Here is a 13,859-nt window from a genome sequence, read left to right as displayed (position 1 = left end):
CAAGCGAGGAACGCCATGCGCCGCTGGCTGCTGCCGCTGCTGCTCTGGGCCTGCTGCGCCCTGCCCGCGTGGGCGCAGGAGCTCAAGGCCGTGCCGGTGCTGACCGCGCAGCTGATCGACCAGACCGGCACGCTCAATGCCGCGCAGCGCAGCGCGCTGGAGGCCAAGCTGGCCAGGTTCGAGCAGGAGAGCGGCTCGCAGCTGGTGATCCTGATGGTGGCCAGCAGCGCGCCCGAGGACATCGCCGCCTATGCGCAGCGCGTCGGCGATGCCTGGAAGATCGGCCGGCGCGAGGCGGGCGACGGTCTGCTGATCGTGGTGGCCAAGGATGATCGCAAGCTGCGCATCGAGGTGGCCAAGGCGCTGGAAGGCGCGGTGCCGGATCTGGCGGCCAAGCAGATCATCCAGAACCAGATCAGCCCGGCCTTCAAGGCGGGCGACTACGCCGGCGGCCTGAACCTCGGCGTGGACGCGCTGGCGGCGCGCATCCGCGGCGAGGCCCTGCCCGCCCCGACGGCCCGGCGCGCCCCCGCCCAGGATCTCGGCCTGGGCATCGAAGACTGGGGGGCCATCATCTTCATCGGCGTGCCGATACTCGGCGCGGTGCTCACCGCCGTGTTCGGCCGCAAGCTCGGCAGCCTGCTCACCGCCGGCGGCGCGGGTGCGCTGGGCTGGATGCTCAGCACCAGCCTGCTGGTGGCCGCAGCCGCGGCGCTGGTGAGCCTGGTGCTGGTGGGCGTGATGGGCGTGGGCGCCGCGCGCCGCGGCATCGGGCGCGGCAGCCGCGGCGGCCCGGTGATCTGGGGCGGCGGCGGCGGTGGCTTCGGCGGCGGCTCCGACGGCGGCGGCTTCTCCTCGGGCGGCGGCGGTGACTTTGGCGGCGGCGGCGCCTCGGGAGATTGGTGATGGGAGCCCGTTTGCTACGCCTGCTCAAGCATCGCCTCTGGGACGAGGGCGACGCGCAGCGCGCCCTGCCCGAACCGGTGCTGGAGCGCCTGCGCCAGCGCGTGGCCGCCAGCGAGACGCGCCACAGCGGCGAGATCCGCATCTGCGTGGAGGCCAGCCTGCCGCTGTCCTATCTCTGGCGCCAGGCCAGCGCACGCGAGCGCGCCCTGGCCATGTTCGGCAAGCTGCGCGTCTGGGACACCGAGCACAACAACGGCGTGCTGATCTACCTCCTGCTGGTGGAACACCGCATCGAGATCATTGCCGACCGCGGCCTCACACGCCGCGTCGGGCCCGAGGCCTGGAACGCCTTGCTGGCGCGCATGCGCGGCGCCTTCCGCGATGGCGCGTTCGAGGCCGGGCTCAGCCAGGCCGTTGACGAGGTAGGTGAAATGCTGGCGCAGCATTTCCCGCTGCGCGCGGGCGAGCTCAATCCGAACGAGCTGCCGGACGAGCCGGCGCTGCTCTGATCAGCCCCGCTTCAAGCCAGGCTCAGGCTCTGGCGGCCCACCCAGCTCTCGCCGGGGGCCAACTGCACCGGGCGCTCGACCTGCGCCGCCTCGATGCACAGGAAGTGCTGGTAACCGTCGGCCGGCATGTCCGCGAGCGCCGCGCATTTGGCCGCACCGGGATTCCACACCACCGCGTCCTCGAAGCCCTGCTGCTGGATGCTCACGCGGCGCTCGCCCGCGGCGGTGAGTTCCTGCAGGGTCAGGTCTTGCTTCACCTGGTAGTAGATGCGATCCAGGTCCTGCGCACCCGGGCTGCCGGGCAGGAGCAGATCGGTGCGCTGGCTGCGCTCCACCCCGTCCACCGAATCCCAGTAGCTCAGGCCGGCAAGGCCCTGCACGCTGGCGTCGCCCAACGCGCCCAGACCCAGATAGCTGTGCAGCGCGGCGCTGAAGCTGAACATCTCCTCGCCCTTGTTCTCGCAGGCCAGCTCGATCTCGAGATCGCGGCCGGCCACGCGCACGCTCAGCTCGAGCTCGAAGGCATGGGGCCAGAACATGCGCGTCGCCGCATCGTCGCTGAGGCGCAGCACCGCCAGCGCGTCGCCCTCGCCCTGCTCGGCCATCACCAGCTGCCAGGGCTTGGTGCGGGCAAAGCCATGGCGCTGCAGCGGGCCGCGCGCTGCGAACTGCGGAAAGATCACCGGCACGCCGCCGCGTATCGCCTGGCCCGAGGCCATGGCCGTCTTGGGCGAGACGTAGAGCTGCTCGTCGGCACCGGTGGGCACCCAGGACAGCACATGGCCGCCATGCAGCAGCACGGTGGCGCGGGCGCCGTCGGGGGCACAGAGCTCCAGGGCTTCCATGCCTTGGTGGCGGGCGATGGCGATGGGGATGGACATAGGGTCAGAGCATACGAGAGACAAAAAAGAACGCCCGCCTGACTTGCGTCGGCGGGCGCCGTGAGCAGCCGGGCTGCTTGCTTACTTCTTGCGGAACTTGCGCAGCGCAGCGATCTGGGCGGCCATGGCGGCGAATTCGCCTTGCGCGGCGGCAAAGTCGATATCGCTCTTGGCGTTCTTCATCGCTTCCTCGGCCAGCTTCTTGGCCTCGGTGGCCTTCGCTTCGTCGAGGTCCTTGCCGCGGATCGCGGTGTCGGCCAGCACGGTCACGGTGCCCGGTTGCACTTCGAGAATGCCACCGGCCACGAACACGAACTCTTCGCCACCGTCGGCGCGCTCGATGCGCACCGCGCCCGGCTTGATGCGGGTGATCAGCGGGGTGTGCTGGGGCAGGATGCCCAGCTCACCGCTTTCGCCCGGCAACGCGACGAACTTGGCCTCGCCGGAGAAGATCTGCTCTTCGGCGGAAACCACATCAACGTGGATGGTTGCCATGTCAATCTTCCTTTAGCGGTTGAAAAGATTCAGTCATGCGGCTGGGGTGCGAGCACCCCGAGGCCTCATCACTGCATCTTCTTCGCCTTTTCGAACGCTTCGTCGATCGTGCCGACCATGTAAAAGGCCTGCTCGGGCAGATGATCGCACTCGCCGTTGACGATCATCTTGAAGCCGCGGATGGTTTCCTTCAGGGGCACGTACTTGCCGGGCGAGCCGGTGAAGACTTCGGCCACGTGGAAGGGCTGCGACAGGAAACGCTGGATCTTGCGAGCGCGGGCCACGGCCAGCTTGTCTTCCGGCGACAACTCGTCCATGCCCAGAATCGCGATGATGTCGCGCAGTTCCTTGTAGCGCTGCAACACGCCCTGCACGGCACGGGTGGTGTTGTAGTGCTCTTCGCCAACCACGTTCGGGTCAACTTGACGCGAGGTCGAGTCCAGCGGGTCCACGGCGGGGTAGATACCCAGCGAAGCGATGTCACGCGACAGCACGACCGTTGCGTCCAAGTGGGCAAAGGTGGTGGCGGGCGAGGGGTCGGTCAAGTCATCGGCAGGCACGTAAACGGCCTGGATGGAGGTGATCGAACCAACCTTGGTCGAGGTGATGCGCTCTTGCAGACGGCCCATTTCCTCGGCCAGCGTCGGCTGGTAGCCCACGGCCGAAGGCATACGACCCAGCAGTGCCGACACTTCGGTACCGGCCAGGGTGTAGCGGTAGATGTTGTCCACGAAGAACAGCACGTCCTTGCCTTCGTCACGGAAGGACTCGGCGATCGTCAGACCGGTCAGGGCCACGCGCAGACGGTTGCCCGGGGGCTCGTTCATCTGACCGTAGACCATCGCGACCTTGGAGTCCTCGAGCTTCTCGAGGTTCACCACGCCGGAATCGGCCATTTCGTGATAGAAGTCGTTGCCCTCACGGGTACGCTCGCCCACACCAGCGAACACCGACAGACCGCTGTGGGCCTTGGCGATGTTGTTGATGAGTTCCATCATGTTCACGGTCTTGCCCACGCCGGCGCCACCGAACAGACCCACCTTGCCGCCCTTGGCGAACGGGCAGATCAGGTCGATCACCTTAATGCCGGTTTCCAGCAGGTCTTGCGAGGGGCTCAGCTCGTCGTAAGACGGTGCAGCGCGGTGGATGGACGCGGTCAGCTCGGCAGCCACGGGGCCGCGCTCGTCGATCGGGTTGCCCAGCACGTCCATGATGCGGCCAAGGGTTGCCTTGCCGACCGGGACCTTGATGTTCTCACCGGTGTTGTAGACCTCGGTGCCGCGGCGCAGGCCGTCGGACGAGCCCAGCGCAATGGTACGCACCACGCCGTCGCCCAGCTGCTGCTGGACTTCCAGCGTCAGAGCCGAGCCTTCCATCTTCAGCGCGTCATAGACCTGCGGCATCTGGTTGCGCGGAAACTCCACGTCCACCACGGCGCCGATGCACTGAACGATCTTGCCCACTGATTGAGTGTTAGCCATTTTTTCGTTCCTTCAATTCCAAAACTTTTGCGTTCGACTGCGATCAGCCCACGGCGGCGGCGCCGCTGACGATTTCCGACAGTTCCTTGGTGATGGCGGCCTGGCGGGTCTTGTTGTAGACCAGCTTCAGCTCGGCGATCAGGTTGCCGGCGTTGTCAGTAGCGGCCTTCATGGCCACCATGCGCGCCGATTGCTCGGACGCCATGTTCTCGGCCACGGCCTGGTAGATCAGGGCCTCGGTGTAGCGCACCAGCAGCTCGTCGATGACGGTGGCGGCATCCGGCTCGTAGATGTAATCCCACGAGTGGTTGTTGCCCGCGCCCGCCTTCATGCTCTCGGCCGACAGCGGCAGCAGTTGCTGCACCACCGGCTCCTGCTTCATCGTGTTGATGAAGCGGGTGTAGCAGAGGTAGACGGCCGACAGCTCGCCTGCGGCGTACTTGTCCAGCAGCACCTTGACGGGGCCGATGAGCTTCTCGATGTGCGGCTGGTCGCCCAGCTGCGTCGCATGAGCCACCACCTTGGCGCCGATGCGGTTCATGAAGGAGTAGCCCTTGTTGCCGATGGCAACGACTTCCGCCTTCTGACCCGCGCCCTCAAGCTCCTTGAGCTTGTTGGTCGTGGCGCGCAGCAGGTTGGTGTTCAAGCCACCACAAAGACCCTTGTCGGTCGTCACCACCACGTAGCCGGCCACCTTGGCCTGGTCGTTCTTGACCAGGAAAGCGTGCTGGTACTCGGGGTTGGCCTGGGCGAGATTGGCGGCGATGTTGCCGATCTTCTCGCTGTAGGGGCGGGCCGCACGCATCCGGTCTTGCGCTTTGCGCATCTTGGAAGCGGACACCAGCTCCATGGCCTTGGTGATCTTCTTCGTGTTCTCGAAGCTCTTGATCTTGCCGCGAATTTCCTTGCTTGATGCCATGATTTCTCCTGTTAGGTCCGGGCCGTTCTTTGCATCACAGCCCGGTCATGGTCATTAGGCGAAGGACTTCTTGAACGTGGTGATGGCAGCGTTCAGCTCGGCTTCGGCATCCTTGTCCATGGCCCGATCGGCCTCCAGCTTGGCCAGCAGAGCGGCGTGGCTGGTTTTCAGGAACTGGTGCAGGCCGTGCTCGAAAGCCAGAACCTTCTTGACGTCCAGGCTGTCCATGAAGCCCTTGTTCACCGCGAACAGCGTGGCAGCCATCAGGCTGATCGGCAGCGGCGAGTACTGAGCCTGCTTGAGCAGCTCGGTCACGCGGGCACCGCGGTCCAGCTGCTTGCGGGTGGACTCGTCCAGATCGGAAGCGAACTGCGCGAACGCGGCCAGCTCACGGTACTGGGCCAGGTCGGTACGGATACCGCCGGACAGGTTCTTGATCAGCTTGGTCTGTGCAGCACCACCGACGCGCGACACCGAGATACCGGCGTTGATGGCGGGGCGGATACCGGCGTTGAACAGGCTGGTTTCCAGGAAGATCTGACCGTCGGTGATCGAGATCACGTTGGTCGGAACGAAGGCGGACACGTCACCGGCCTGGGTTTCGATGATGGGCAGGGCGGTCAGCGAACCGGTCTTTCCCTTCACTTCACCCTTGGTGAAGGCTTCCACGTAATCGGCGTTCACGCGGGCTGCGCGCTCCAGCAGACGGCTGTGGAGATAGAACACGTCGCCGGGGAAGGCTTCGCGGCCGGGCGGACGACGCAGCAGCAGCGAGACCTGGCGATAGGCCACGGCTTGCTTGGACAGGTCGTCATACACGATCAGGGCGTCTTGGCCGCGGTCGCGGAAGTACTCGCCCATGGTGCAGCCGGAGTAGGCCGAGACGTACTGCATGGCAGCCGACTCGGAGGCCGAGGCGGCCACCACGATGGTGTATTCCATCGCGCCGTTGGCTTCCAGGGCACGCACCACGTTCTTGATCGACGACGCCTTCTGGCCGATGGCGACGTAGATGCAGGTCATGTTCTGACCCTTTTGGTTGATGATGGCGTCGATCGCGACGGCAGTCTTGCCGGTCTGACGGTCGCCAATGATCAACTCACGTTGGCCGCGGCCCACGGGCACCATCGAGTCGATGGACTTCAGACCGGTCTGCACCGGCTGGTCCACGGACTTACGGGCGATCACGCCGGGAGCGACCTTTTCGATCACGTCCGTCATCTTGGCGTTGATCGGGCCCTTGCCGTCGATCGGCTGGCCCAGGGCGTTCACGACACGGCCGATCAGCTCGGGGCCGACGGGCACTTCCAGAATGCGGCCCGTGCACTTCACGGTGTCGCCTTCGGAGATGTGCTCGTAGGCACCCAGGATCACGGAACCGACGGAGTCGCGCTCGAGGTTCAGCGCCAGGCCGTAGGTGGGTTGACCATCGGCGGCGGCGGGGAACTCCAGCATCTCGCCTTGCATCACATCGGACAGGCCGTGGATGCGGACGATACCGTCGGAGACGGACACCACGGTGCCCTGGTTGCGGACGTCCGTCGATGTGCCAAGGCCCTCGATGCGGCTCTTGATCAATTCGGAAATTTCAGCAGGATTCAGTTGCATTGCTTGCTCCCATCTGGTCGGGCGTCTGTTGCCAGAGCGCGGGTGACACAGGGATGAATCGGAATAGGTGTCTTCTCGCGCTAGCTTTTAAGCTGTGAGCGCCACTTTCATGCGTTCCAGGCGGGCCTTGACGGAGGTGTCGAGCACCTCGTCGCCGACCACCACACGGATACCGCCGATGAGTGAAGGCTCCAGCGTGACATGGGCTTCGAGCTTGCGACCGAAACGCTTCTCCAGGGTGCCGATCACATCGCTCAGCTGGGCTGCTTCGATGGGATAGGCGCTGAAGATCTGCGCATCAGCCACGCCGGCTGCGGCATTGGCCAGCACGTGGAACTGCGCCACCACTTCGGGCAGCGCCGCCAGGCGGCTGTTCTCGATCACCGCGCGCAGAAAGTTCTGCAGCTCCGGGGCCAGGTCTTGCTTGGCGGCCGCGGTCATCACCGCGTACACCTGCTCGGCCGTGACCTTGGGGTTGTCGGCGAACTGGCGCAGATCGGCATCCTGTGCGACCAGGGCGAGCGCGTCGAGCGCCGCGCCCCAGGCCTTCACATCATGCTTGACCGCGACCTGGTAGAGCGCTTCAGCGTAAGGGCGTGCAATGGTTGCGAGCTCAGCCATGATTACAGCTCCGTCTTCAGACGGCCCAGCAATTCGGCGTGCACGCTGGCATTGACTTCGCGTTGCAGAATTTGCTCGGCGCCCTTCACGGCCAGTGCGGCAACCTGCTCGCGCAGGGCCTCACGGGCACGCGCGGCTTGCTGCTCGGCCTCGGCCTTGGCAGCAGCCACGATCTTGGCGCCTTCATCTTCTGCGCGCTTCTTCGCTTCGTCCACGATCGCAGCGGCGCGCTTTTCGGCGTCGGCCAGTTGCTTGGTGGTTTCGTTGCGCGCCTGGCTCAGTTGCTCGTCAACGCGCTTGTTGGCGGTTGCCAATTCGCTCTTGGCCTTGTCGGCCGCAGCCAGCCCGTCAGCGATCTTCTGCGCACGCTCATCCAGCGCCTTCATCACAGGCGGCCAAATGAAGCGCATGGTGAACCACACAAGGATCGCAAAGACGATCGCTTGCAGGAACAGGGTTGCGTTGATATTCACAGCACGATCCTTTCAACCGTGAAAGGTAAGCGAGCCGCTTAGATCGCGAAGGGCTTGGCGAATGCGAACAGCAGAGCGATAGCCACACCGATCAGGAAGGCAGCGTCGATCAGACCAGCCAAGATGAACATCTTGGTTTGCAGTTCGTTCATCAGCTCAGGCTGGCGAGCCGACGATTCCAGGAACTTGCCACCCATCAGCGCGATGCCGATAGAAGCGCCCAGAGCGCCCAGACCAACGATGAGACCGCAAGCCAGCGCGACGAGACCGAGGATGTTTTCCATGATTAGCTCCTGAATGGAATGAAAAGAAAGAAATTGAAGAAAAGGGAAAGAGAAGAACTGCTTGGGAATCAGTGCGAATCGTGCGCCTGGCCCGTGTAGATCAAGGTCAACATCATGAAGATGAAGGCCTGCAAGGTGATGATCAGGATGTGGAACAGCGTCCACACCGTACCGGCCACCACATGACCGAAGCCCAGCCAGAAACCACCCGTGAGGGGGTTCAGCTCCCAGGCCCAGACACCGCCCATCAGCGCGATCAGCATGAACACGAGTTCGCCGGCAAACATATTGCCGAACAGTCGCATGCCGTGCGAGACGGTCTTGGCAGCGAACTCGATCATCTGCATCAGGAAGTTGACCGGATACAGGAACCACTTGTCGCCGAACGGCGCAGCCAGCAGTTCATGCGTCCAACCACCGACGCCCTTGATCTTGACGCTGTAGAAGAAGCACATCAGCAGCACGCTGGTCGACAGACCCAGCGTGGTGGAGAGATCGGCGGTGGGCACCACACGCATATAGGCATGGTGCGCATCGTGGCCCATCGAGGCATAGACCTGGGTCCAGGCCGAAGGCAGCAGGTCCACCGGCAGCATGTCCATGAAGTTCATCAGGAAGATCCAGACGAACACGGTCAGGGCCAGCGGCGAGATGACTTTGCGGCTGGCGGCGTTGTGGATCACGCCCTTGGCCTGGTTCTCGACCATTTCGGCAATGATTTCAACGGCAGCCTGGAAGCGGCCCGGCACACCCGAGGTGGCCTTGCGCGCGGCGCGCCACAGGATGAAGCAGCCAATCACGCCCAGGATCACCGAATAGATCAGCGAGTCCAGATTGAACAGGCTGAAGTCAACGATGCTGGTCTGCTTGACCGCCTGCCCCGAGAAATTGACCTGCATGTGCTGCAGGTGGTGCTGGATGTATTCGCCCGCGTTCGGCGCGTGTCCTTCGGCTGCCATCGTCAGTTTCCGTCACTAATGCTTGTAGAACGGCCCCGCGTGAGCAGGACCAGCCAATTAACTTTCAGGCAGAGGATCATGGTCACCAGCATCGCCAGCCAACTCAGATCCGCCACCCGTTTGGCCACCACCACCAGGATGGCAATGGCCAGCAAAATCTTGACCGACTCCCAGAACATCATCGAGAGCAAGGCCGCTCCCGCATCCGTCACCGTTCGTCGCGTGGCACCCCAGGCCATCAGACCGTTTGGCACCACCACCGCGATCGCGCCACACAGCGCCGACCACGCCTTGCTGCTCTCCTGCGTGAACAACCACCAGAGCGCAGCCATCACCACACCCGCCAGGGCCTGCACCATCACCAGGCGCCAAGGCGACCACTTCGGCCACCCGGCCCGCAGGCTTTGCGCTTCTTCACGCGACAGCACCTTGAAAGGCTCTTCGCCGACCTCATCTCCCCAGGCATCGTCAGGCCTGGCCTGCGGCGCGGCATTGTCACGGGCGCGCAGGTTCTCAGGGCTCACGGCTTAGGGGTGCAATCAGCAAAACCCAAGGATTATATGTGGTTTCCCCTTACACCCAGGTAACGCAGCGATGCACATGCCTTTGCGGCCGGGCTTGACAAAGCGCATGCTGTGGCTTTAGCCACCCGTGGATTACCCTGCCCGCAGGGCTTCAGAGGCGCGCGAACTGGGCCGGCAGCCCCGGCACATCCACCCGCAGCTTCAGCACGCAACCGGCCCAGGGCTGGGCGGCCAGCTCCTCGGCGGGGCGTTTCTCGCGCGCCGTGGTGATGTAGAGCGTGCGCAGGTCCGGGCCGCCAAATGCCGGCATGGTGGGGCAGCGCACCGGCAGCCGCACGGTTTGCAACAGCGCGCCGGAAGGCGACAAGCGCAGCAGGCGCTGACCCTCGAACATCGCGACCCAGTAGCAGCCCTCGGCATCCACCGCCGCGCCATCGGGCCGGCCGGCATAGTCGTCCAGGGCCTGATCGGCCTGGCGCGGCTCGAACTGCGCGAACACGCGGCGCTGGCTGATGGCACCGCTGCCGGCATCGAAATCCCAGGCGTAGATGGCATGGGCCTTGGTATCGGCGCCGTACATGCAGCGCTGATCCGGGCTCCAGGCCAGGCCGTTGGCGGTGGTGATGCCATCGACCATGCGCTGGCATTGCCCGTCGGCCACGCGGTAGAGGCCCGCCTCGGGCCGGCGCGCGTCGTCAATCGTGCCGACCCAGAAGCGCCCCTGGGCGTCGGGCTTGCCATCGTTGAAACGCTGCTGGCCGGGATCAAAGGGGGGCGGCATCAGGCGCTCATGCGCGCCACTGGCCGTGTCCAGCCACCACAGGCCGTTGCGCTGCGCGACCAGCAGGCCACCACCCGCCAGCGCCGCGATGCAACCCGGTTCACTGTCCAGCTGCCAGACCTGCGCCTCACCGTCGCGCAGGCGCAAGACCTGACGCGCGGCGATGTCGACGTAATAGAGGCATTGCTCCAAAGGGTGCCACAGCGGCGATTCGCCCAGGGTGGCGGGCTGCGGGCAGGCAAGTTCGACAACAACGCTCATGCCGCGATGCTAAGGCCGTACCAGGCCGTAACTCAGCCCAGTTCCACTTTCAGATAGTGGGCGCCCGCGATCGGGTTGAAGTAATAGGGTGGGATCTCTTCGAAGCCCAGGCTTTCATAGAGACCGCGCGCCGCCTCCATATCGTCAAGGGTATCCAGCAGCATGGCCGAATAGCCCGACTCGGTGGCCCGGTCGATCAGGGCCTGGGCCAGCAAGCGCCCGAGGCCGAAACGCCGGAAGGCCGGGCGTACAAAGAGGCGCTTCATCTCGCAGGCATTCGGATAGTCCACATCCGGCGCCGGGCGAAAGCCGCCGCAGCCGGCCAGCTGACCATCCACCATGGCCAGCAGCATCAGGCCGGCGGGCTGGGCGTATTCACCCGGCAAACCGGCCAGCTCGGCCTCGAAATTCTGGAAGCACAGATCGACGCCCAGGGACTGCGCGTACTCGCGCAGGATCTCGCGGGTGCGTGCAAAGCCTTCGGGGGTATCCGGCAGAACCAGACTGATATCGGGTGTTTCCATGCAGGCCGGCAGTGTACCCATCAGCCCAGACTCACCAGCAGGTAGACCGCGGCACCGCAGGCCCCCAGCAGAGTGAGCGCGAACACGCGCGTGGCGAGCGAATCGCGCGACGCCGGCACATGGGCGGGCAGCTGCTTGTCGCCGCTGAACATCGGGCCCAGCAGATCGCGGTCCTTGCCGAAGCGGTAGAACAGCACCACCAGCACATGCAGGGCCACCAGGGCCAGCAAGCCCCATTGCCCCAGGTGCTTGTGATAGGCCGTCCAGGCCAGGCTCTGCTCGCTGGTGACGAAGCGGATCAGCGGGCCGGTGACGGAGATCTCGTCATCGGCGATCAGCCCCGAGCCGACCTGCACCAGCAGCCAGGCCAGCATCACCAGCACCGAAAGCCCGCCCAGCGGGTTGTGGCCGATATCGAAGCGCTCGCCCGGCCGGGGCCGGTGGCGCACATAGCGCCAGATCGCTGCCGGGCTGTAGATCAGATGATGCAGGCGCGACCAATGGCCACCCACCAGGCCCCACAGCACGCGAAACGCCACCAGGGTCAGCACCGCATAGCCCAGCCACATATGCCAGACCATGGCATCGCCGCCCAGCTTGGCACTCAGCACCGAGCCCAGCACGGCCAGCACCAGCGCCCAGTGGAACAGCCGCGTCGGCAGATCCCACACGCGCACCCGGGCTCGCAATTCGGCCGTCGCCTCGTTCATGGCAGAAAGCGCTGTTGGTAAAGGGACATGGACCGACGATAACCCAAACATTTCGACCCTGCATACACTCGCGGGCCCGGGCAAGACCCGGCACCAGCTAGCCCAACACTGCAAGGATTTCAAGCATGAAGCGTTACGTGATCGCCCTGGCCGTCGGCCTGTGCAGCGCCCTGCCCTCTCACGCCCAGTTCCAGAAGCCTGAAGATGCGGTCAAGTACCGCAAGGCGGCGTTCACGGTGATGGCCACGCATTTCGGCCGCATCGGCGCGATGGCGCAGGGTCGCGTGCCCTTCGACGGCGCGGCCGCGGCGGCCAATGCCGAGATCGTGGCGGAGATCGCCAAGCTGCCCTACATGGCTTTTGTGGAAGGCACGGGCGGCAACGAGAAGGGCAGCCCCAAGGCCAATGTCTGGAGCGAGCGCGCCAAGTTCGACGAGGCCGCCAAGAACCTGCAGACCGAGGCCGCCAAGCTGGCCCTGGCCGCCAAGGCCAACAACCTCGACCAGCTGAAGGCCGCCTTCGGCAATACGGCCAGGACCTGCAAGGCCTGCCACGACAACTTCCGCAACGACTGATCGCCCGCTCAGGGCTGCCCGTTGCGGCCGTGCGCCATAAAGCCCGGCCGCGCGCTCAAGCGCTCGTAATAGGCGCGCACGGCGGGCAGCTCGGCATGCGCCAGCGGCGCCGCGGCCCAGCGGTGCACCGACAGGCCCAGCACCACATCGGCGAGCGTGAAGTCGGCCCCGAGCACGTAAGGGCCGCCGGCCGCCAGCTGCGCATCCAGCATGGCCATGTGGCGATTCCAGCCCGCCACGCCGGCGGCCAGCGCCGCGGCATCCTGGTGCGCCGGACTCTGGCGCACCAGGCTCATGAAGGCATAGCGCCAGCTGTTGTTCAGCTCGCCGGCCTGCCAGTCCATCCATTGCTCGACCAGGGCGCGCTGCCGCGGCGCTGCAGGCAGCAGATCGCTGCGCGCCTGGCGCGCCGCCAGGTAGCGGCAGATGCTGTTGCTCTCCCACAGCACGAAGTCGCCGTCGAGCAGCACCGGCACCATGCCGTTCGGATTCAGCTTGAGGAATGCAGGCGTCTGGGGATCGGCAAAGCCCGCGCCCCAATCCTCGCGCTGGTAGTCCAGGCCGAGCTCGGCGCAGGTCCACAAGACCTTGCGCACATTGATCGACGCGGCCTTGCCCAATATCTTCATCGTCATGTTGCAAACCCCAATACGACCCTTCGGGTCTTGGCCGATTTCTTCTCGATCTTGCTGACCACCACCGCACCGATCTCGGCCGTGTTCGACACATGCGTGCCGCCGCAGGGTTGCAGGTCCACCCCCTCGATCTGCAGCACCCGCACCCGGCCCGAGCCGCGCGGGGGTTGCACGCTCATGCTGCGCACCAGGCCGGGGTTGGCCTCCAGCTCCGCATCGCTGATCCAGCTGTGGCTGACGGCATGCGCTTCGGCAACCAGACGCGCCAGCCCGGCCGTGAGCTCGTCCTTGTCCAGCGGCTCGGTCATGTGAAAGTCCAGCCTTGCGTATTGCGCGGTGATCGAGCAACCGTCCACCGGATGCGGCACCAGCGCGCACAGCAGGTGGGTGGCGGTGTGAAAGCGCATATGCGCATGCCGGCGCGCCCAGTCGATGCGGGCGCTGACGGCCAGACCTGGCAGCAAGGCCGCCAGCAGCTCCGGCTGCTCCGGCGCCGGCAGATGCAGGATCTCGCCCGCCTCGCCCTTGCGGGTATCGGCGATGCGCAGCGCGCGGCCGTCGGGCAGCAGCAGTTCGCCGGCATCGCCGGCCTGGCCGCCGCCCAGCGGATAGAACACCGTGCGGTCCAGCAGCACGCCGCGCTCATCCACGCGCAGCACGCGCGCCTGGCATTCGGTCAACTGCGCGTCTTCTCGAAACAGGTCTTCGGTCAC

General features: G+C 65.4%; 18 protein-coding genes. 3 read left to right on the top strand and 15 right to left on the bottom strand.

Annotated features, from left to right (window positions below; translation table 11 throughout):
• The first annotated feature begins 15 nt into the window (after positions 1–15).
• Together PFX98_RS09440 and PFX98_RS09435 are read left to right on the top strand one after the other, a co-directional pair.
• Positions 16–906, top strand: coding sequence for a TPM domain-containing protein (locus tag PFX98_RS09440; protein ID WP_285234944.1), 891 nt, complete (start codon positions 16–18; stop codon positions 904–906).
• Positions 906–1,415, top strand: coding sequence for a TPM domain-containing protein (locus PFX98_RS09435; RefSeq protein ID WP_285234943.1), 510 nt, complete (start codon positions 906–908; stop codon positions 1,413–1,415). The genes PFX98_RS09440 and PFX98_RS09435 overlap by 1 nt, the downstream gene beginning before the upstream one ends.
• An 11-nt stretch (positions 1,416–1,426) precedes the next feature.
• On the opposite strand, the gene PFX98_RS09430 is transcribed toward PFX98_RS09435, so the two are convergent.
• The 13 genes from PFX98_RS09430 to PFX98_RS09370 form a co-directional block, all read right to left on the bottom strand.
• On the bottom strand, positions 1,427–2,296 hold the full coding sequence (locus PFX98_RS09430; protein WP_285234942.1) for a D-hexose-6-phosphate mutarotase: 870 nt from the start codon (positions 2,294–2,296) through the stop codon (positions 1,427–1,429).
• 81 nt (positions 2,297–2,377) lie between these two features.
• Positions 2,378–2,791, bottom strand: coding sequence for a F0F1 ATP synthase subunit epsilon (locus tag PFX98_RS09425; protein WP_285234941.1), 414 nt, complete (start codon positions 2,789–2,791; stop codon positions 2,378–2,380).
• Positions 2,792–2,859: 68 nt separating this feature from the next.
• A complete protein-coding gene (atpD, locus tag PFX98_RS09420) occupies positions 2,860–4,272 on the bottom strand; it encodes a F0F1 ATP synthase subunit beta (RefSeq protein ID WP_285234940.1) in 1,413 nt (470 codons plus the stop codon).
• Between the two features lie 43 nt (positions 4,273–4,315).
• A complete protein-coding gene (atpG, locus tag PFX98_RS09415) occupies positions 4,316–5,191 on the bottom strand; it encodes a F0F1 ATP synthase subunit gamma (protein WP_285234939.1) in 876 nt (291 codons plus the stop codon).
• A 54-nt stretch (positions 5,192–5,245) separates the two neighbouring features.
• Positions 5,246–6,799, bottom strand: a complete 1,554-nt coding sequence (gene atpA, locus PFX98_RS09410) for a F0F1 ATP synthase subunit alpha (protein ID WP_285234938.1) — start codon at positions 6,797–6,799, stop codon at positions 5,246–5,248.
• Positions 6,800–6,886: 87 nt separating this feature from the next.
• Positions 6,887–7,420 carry a F0F1 ATP synthase subunit delta gene (locus PFX98_RS09405; RefSeq protein WP_285234937.1) on the bottom strand — a complete coding sequence of 178 codons (534 nt, stop codon included), beginning with the start codon at positions 7,418–7,420 and terminating at the stop codon, positions 6,887–6,889.
• A gap of 2 nt (positions 7,421–7,422) precedes the next feature.
• Positions 7,423–7,893: a F0F1 ATP synthase subunit B gene (locus PFX98_RS09400; protein WP_285234936.1), complete on the bottom strand. Its 471-nt coding sequence runs from the start codon at positions 7,891–7,893 to the stop codon at positions 7,423–7,425.
• Between the two features lie 38 nt (positions 7,894–7,931).
• A complete protein-coding gene (gene atpE, locus PFX98_RS09395) occupies positions 7,932–8,177 on the bottom strand; it encodes a F0F1 ATP synthase subunit C (RefSeq protein ID WP_058721792.1) in 246 nt (81 codons plus the stop codon).
• Positions 8,178–8,245: 68 nt separating this feature from the next.
• A complete protein-coding gene (atpB, locus tag PFX98_RS09390) occupies positions 8,246–9,136 on the bottom strand; it encodes a F0F1 ATP synthase subunit A (RefSeq protein WP_285234935.1) in 891 nt (296 codons plus the stop codon).
• Positions 9,137–9,138: 2 nt separating this feature from the next.
• Positions 9,139–9,660: an ATP synthase subunit I gene (locus tag PFX98_RS09385; protein WP_285234934.1), complete on the bottom strand. Its 522-nt coding sequence runs from the start codon at positions 9,658–9,660 to the stop codon at positions 9,139–9,141.
• Between the two features lie 151 nt (positions 9,661–9,811).
• The gene (locus PFX98_RS09380) at positions 9,812–10,702 is read right to left on the bottom strand and encodes an SMP-30/gluconolactonase/LRE family protein (RefSeq protein ID WP_285234933.1); all 891 of its coding nucleotides are present in this window, start codon (positions 10,700–10,702) and stop codon (positions 9,812–9,814) included.
• A 32-nt stretch (positions 10,703–10,734) separates the two neighbouring features.
• Positions 10,735–11,226 (bottom strand): GNAT family N-acetyltransferase, encoded by a 492-nt coding sequence (locus PFX98_RS09375; protein ID WP_285235563.1) that lies wholly within the window; start codon positions 11,224–11,226, stop codon positions 10,735–10,737.
• A 20-nt stretch (positions 11,227–11,246) separates the two neighbouring features.
• Positions 11,247–11,936 (bottom strand): cytochrome b/b6 domain-containing protein, encoded by a 690-nt coding sequence (locus PFX98_RS09370; RefSeq protein WP_285234932.1) that lies wholly within the window; start codon positions 11,934–11,936, stop codon positions 11,247–11,249.
• Positions 11,937–12,061: 125 nt separating this feature from the next.
• On the opposite strand from PFX98_RS09370, the gene PFX98_RS09365 reads away from it, so the two are divergent.
• On the top strand, positions 12,062–12,511 hold the full coding sequence (locus PFX98_RS09365) for a c-type cytochrome (protein WP_285234931.1): 450 nt from the start codon (positions 12,062–12,064) through the stop codon (positions 12,509–12,511).
• A gap of 8 nt (positions 12,512–12,519) precedes the next feature.
• Here PFX98_RS09365 and PFX98_RS09360 read toward each other — a convergent pair whose 3' ends face one another.
• Together PFX98_RS09360 and PFX98_RS09355 are read right to left on the bottom strand one after the other, a co-directional pair.
• Entirely contained in the window at positions 12,520–13,146 is a 627-nt protein-coding gene (locus tag PFX98_RS09360; protein ID WP_285234930.1) for a glutathione S-transferase family protein, read from the bottom strand.
• The gene (locus PFX98_RS09355) at positions 13,143–13,859 is read right to left on the bottom strand and encodes an alanyl-tRNA editing protein (protein WP_285235562.1); all 717 of its coding nucleotides are present in this window, start codon (positions 13,857–13,859) and stop codon (positions 13,143–13,145) included. The genes PFX98_RS09360 and PFX98_RS09355 overlap by 4 nt, the downstream gene beginning before the upstream one ends.

The sequence above is a fragment of the Paucibacter sediminis genome (assembly GCF_030254645.1).
Lineage (GTDB): Bacteria > Pseudomonadota > Gammaproteobacteria > Burkholderiales > Burkholderiaceae_C > Paucibacter_B > Paucibacter_B sediminis.
Note: the sequence above shows the minus strand (reverse complement) of the source record. Positions and strands in the feature narration are given on the sequence as shown.